Annotated in this window: 5 protein-coding genes; 2 read left to right on the top strand and 3 right to left on the bottom strand. The window is 40.7% G+C overall.

Annotated elements, in window-relative coordinates; all coding sequences use genetic code 11:
• Both BP896_RS07025 and BP896_RS07020 read left to right on the top strand, forming a co-directional pair.
• Positions 1-1,142, top strand: a 1,142-nt coding sequence (locus BP896_RS07025; RefSeq protein ID WP_291767051.1) for a CRISPR-associated DxTHG motif protein, incomplete at its 5' end; no start/stop codon positions are given.
• An 80-nt stretch (positions 1,143-1,222) separates the two neighbouring features.
• Entirely contained in the window at positions 1,223-2,101 is an 879-nt protein-coding gene (locus BP896_RS07020) for a putative CRISPR-associated protein (RefSeq protein WP_291767050.1), read from the top strand.
• 2 nt (positions 2,102-2,103) lie between these two features.
• Here the strand turns inward: BP896_RS07020 and cas2 are convergent, their stop codons facing one another.
• Genes cas2 through cas6 form a run of 3 tightly spaced genes read right to left on the bottom strand, consistent with a single transcriptional unit; the run spans position 2,104 to position 3,894 of the window.
• A complete protein-coding gene (gene cas2 / locus BP896_RS07015; RefSeq protein WP_291767049.1) occupies positions 2,104-2,394 on the bottom strand; it encodes a CRISPR-associated endonuclease Cas2 in 291 nt (96 codons plus the stop codon).
• 24 nt (positions 2,395-2,418) lie between these two features.
• On the bottom strand, positions 2,419-2,994 hold the full coding sequence (gene cas4 / locus BP896_RS07010; RefSeq protein WP_291767048.1) for a CRISPR-associated protein Cas4: 576 nt from the start codon (positions 2,992-2,994) through the stop codon (positions 2,419-2,421).
• A gap of 21 nt (positions 2,995-3,015) precedes the next feature.
• Positions 3,016-3,894, bottom strand: a complete 879-nt coding sequence (cas6, locus tag BP896_RS07005; protein WP_291767045.1) for a CRISPR system precrRNA processing endoribonuclease RAMP protein Cas6 — start codon at positions 3,892-3,894, stop codon at positions 3,016-3,018.
• Positions 3,895-3,916: the final 22 nt, after the last annotated feature.

Here is a 3,916-nt window from a genome sequence, read left to right as displayed (position 1 = left end):
ATAAGGTTGACAAGTATATAATATATGTGCTTGATAGCGTAATAACGGCAAGCGCGTCATCCAGTGCAAACCTTGATGCGGTGGAGGTGTTAAAGCGCCTTGAGAATAACAAGGAAGTACATCTTAATCGTTATGATGATAAAAAGGAGAAAATCACGGTGGAGCCAGACATTAGAGTAAGTTGTAAGGATCAATGGAGACGTATTGTGAGAAATTATATTACTGAGCTTGCTAGGATGTCGGGTGTTAGTATTGAGAAACTTAACGTAGTCATATCGTCATCAATCGGTATGTATAATGGGTGGAGTTACAATAGTTATCCTGATTTAGTAACCATGGAATTACTTGATGGTTTGTGGAGGGCCATTATGGATTCGGTGAGTGAGAACTTAACCATAATACTTGATACAACCCATGGGATAAATTTCATGCCGGTAATAACAATGTTCATCAGTAGGCTGGTGGCGTCATTAGCATTACTTAAGGGTAGTAGGGTAGTGACTATTAAGGAGTATAATGCCATGCCTGCAACTTGGGATTATAGGAAGGTCTTCAGTGAACAGATAAGGTTTGTAGTGTTGCCTGAAGAACCAATTAACCCAGTAGTTAAGGCATATTTAATGGGTATGCCTATTGTGGTCTACAAATTATGTAGGTTATGCGGAAGCACCAATAAGCAGTGCAGTACTAGTGTAGATATGGAGATTAATCATGAAAATAAGATTATAGAGTATAAATCAACCACAGGATTTAAGAAGTACTACGAATGCCTACTTGAAGGCCTCATATGCAGTAGAGCAACTAATAAGTTGCGGGAATTAATGAAGGGTGACTTATTTAATAAGATTAGTGAAGTATCCAGTAGGCTTATAAATGATGAGTTAAATAACATATATAGCGCTATTCGTTATGCTAATCAAAGCTTTAATAGTGATACATTATATGCAAGTATAGTTAAGTATCCTGAGGGGAATGAGAAGCGTGGTGAGGAAAGTGGTGATAGGTTTATGAGGCATGCTATTGCTCATGCAGGTTTATTGAAGGATTACACGGTAATTAAGAAGTGTGATGATGACTATTGTATAGATGTCTATGATTCAGTGCTTAGGAAATTGGGCTTATCCTGTGGGCATAGTGGCTAGTAATGAGTTATTGCTTAATGACTTAGTGATGATATTATGCGTGGTTAATGTTTAAAACATGGCGCATCCTAAGGATTACTATGAGTTATAAGTTTGCGGTATTGTCGACAGTGGGTACTAGTGTGTTAAGTAATGTTGAGAAGAATGCAGGCAAATTAAAGAGTAGTAGGGCTAGGGATTTGTTCTCAAATAGAAGTAAGCCGCCTAGTAGGCTTCCAGTGGATGATGAGCTTCAGGAGTTATTCAGGGGTATTTCTAAACCTGGCAATGAGGTTTTTGATGATGTATTTAACCTAATTAAAAGCGACCCCTTAACCTATAGTGCAGAGTTAAACACTATTGTTACATACCTTAATGAGTACCCAGCTAAGGCTCATATTAGTGAAGTATTAATCATACTTTACCCCACTGACACCGGTAACTCAATATTCTCCTCAGGAGTAATTAAGCATTACATTGAGTCTGAGCCAATGGACCTTAGGAGGAGGGCTGGCTTACCTAACTCAACGTTGATTAGTGTTGATGAACCAGTGGTGTTAAGGGGCTTTGGTAAAGGGATTGAGTGGTTTAGGGTTGGATTAATGGACCTCATGGATAAGTTCACTGGGAGGATAATTGAACTTAGGGAGAGGGGTTACAGGGTTGTGGTTAATCCAACAGGTGGTTTTAAGCCTGAGTCAGCTTACTTAACGTTAATAGCCATGCTGGCTGGGGCATGGAGGATAATATACTCTCATGAATCCTTCAGGGAAGTGGTAGAATTACCCACATTACCAGTGGTAATTGACCCTAAGTATAAGGCGGCTTTAAGCCAAATCGCGCAGGGCATGAGTAGGGGGACTCTTAAGGAGCTTGGCGTGGATGTTAATGATCTTGAGGATAAGGGTTTAATTGAGGTTGGGGAGGAGGGGGTTCATGTTAAGGAGTGGGTTATTAAGTTGCTGGAGTTAATTAAGTGAGGTTAAGTTATTATCCCACCCTCCTCACCTTCCTCGTACCTTAAATCCCCAATTATTATCCTTGAGTTGAAGCATGCGTGCGTTAGTAAGTATATCTGCACGTTAACGTTACTGAAACCCCTAATGAGTCTCCTCACGCCAGCTTCAATATTCCTTAAGTTACCTGGCGTAGTTGGCCCGATGAAGGCTGATTTCTGTATTCTCATTAATCCTTGAGCCTTAAGGAAGGCTGCTATATCGTTCCTAAGCCCATCATCAGTAATATCATATATTACTAAGGCGTACAGCTCCATGAATCCTACTCAGCAACCCCTTAATTAAGCTCTTGGGTTAATTGGGCAATAGGCCCTATAATTACAGCTAATGCACCTCCTCCTATTCACTCTAACACCCCTTAAGTCACCACCACTTATCATCCTCATTTCATTTAATGCACCTATTACCCTATCTCTTAATGGTTGGGTTACGTGAATCCTCATGAATACTCCACCATTACCCCTAACATAATGTATTAGGGCTAGTTTAACCACAGTGTTGAAGGTTTCCTCAACAGCTATTGAGTATGCTGCTAATTGAAGCACGTGGTCAACCCTAGCCTTATCTTCAATCTCACTCCACTTAATCTCCATGGGGATGTATTCATTGAACTTAGTCACCAGTAGGTAATCCACCACACCACTGAAGCCTAGTTTACTTGATACTTGAATGGATCTGAGAATACTCTTAGCCTTAACCATCCTCACCGCGGCAGCTACTACATCCTTTACCTCAACCTCCTTACCGTACTTCATGTATTCAGTTGCCTCCTCCCTGACGCCAAGGAAGTGTGTTATGTAGATTATTACTGGGCAGTACGCGTAATGCTTAATGTCAGTTACTGAGAACACCACCATGTAATTAAGTAGGTCCACGTACTATTTAATGCTTCCCCCCTTAATCTCGGATTCAGTATTATTAAATACTGCAGTTACATTCACTGAGCCAAGGCCCATTGTTGTTGACCTACCCACACCAACGTAGTTGGCTAATTCAAGTAACTTAACGTAATTGCTCATCCTCCTACTGCTGCTTGTCCTTAATCCATATATTATCCAGCCTATGAATCCCCTCTCCTTAACATCACCCATATGCACCGTCACTGGCTTAATCCTATGGTCAACCTCCCTCAACTCGTAAGGTGCATAAATAGCGTGGGCTACACCTAACTTCTCATACTTCTCGTAACTGTTCCAAGACTTCACTAGGCTAAGCACGAGGAGCATTGGATATGGGTAAAGCGCATTAATGCTCTCCCTAATGTTAAGCCTAGGGTGCTTAGGGTACTGAAGCAGTGTAGGTGACTTAAAATTAACCTTAAAGTATAAGTTACCAGCCAGCTCCCTACCTAATTCCTCGCTCCTCTTAACTAAGGCACCTACTAAATCAACATTAACCGCATATAAACCGTAAATCCTATGAACACCACTAATTGTTGTTAATTCATCCATCAATCTACTGGTATCAAGGTTCTCATCATAAGTATCAACCACAACTACGCGAAAGCCGTACTCAGTACCACTGTGAAGCATGAGAGGTCTGGACCCATCACCCCAAAGCGGGTAACCATTAGCACTAGTTATTAAGCTAAATTTAATGGGTTTATTGGGGATTCTAGATGATGCTAGTTTATTGATTATACTATTGGTGCTTAGTGAGCTGAGGATTATTTGCTTAACCACGCGGCTGCTTAAAGCTTGAATAATAGTATCTTGAAGGGGCACTAGCCTATACTCCAGTGAAATTAACGCAAACATTAGTAATTAAGTATGCATTAGG

It is taken from the genome of Caldivirga sp. UBA161, assembly GCF_002506515.1.
Taxonomy (GTDB): Archaea; Thermoproteota; Thermoprotei; order Thermoproteales; family Thermocladiaceae; genus Caldivirga.
Note: the sequence above shows the minus strand (reverse complement) of the source record. Positions and strands in the feature narration are given on the sequence as shown.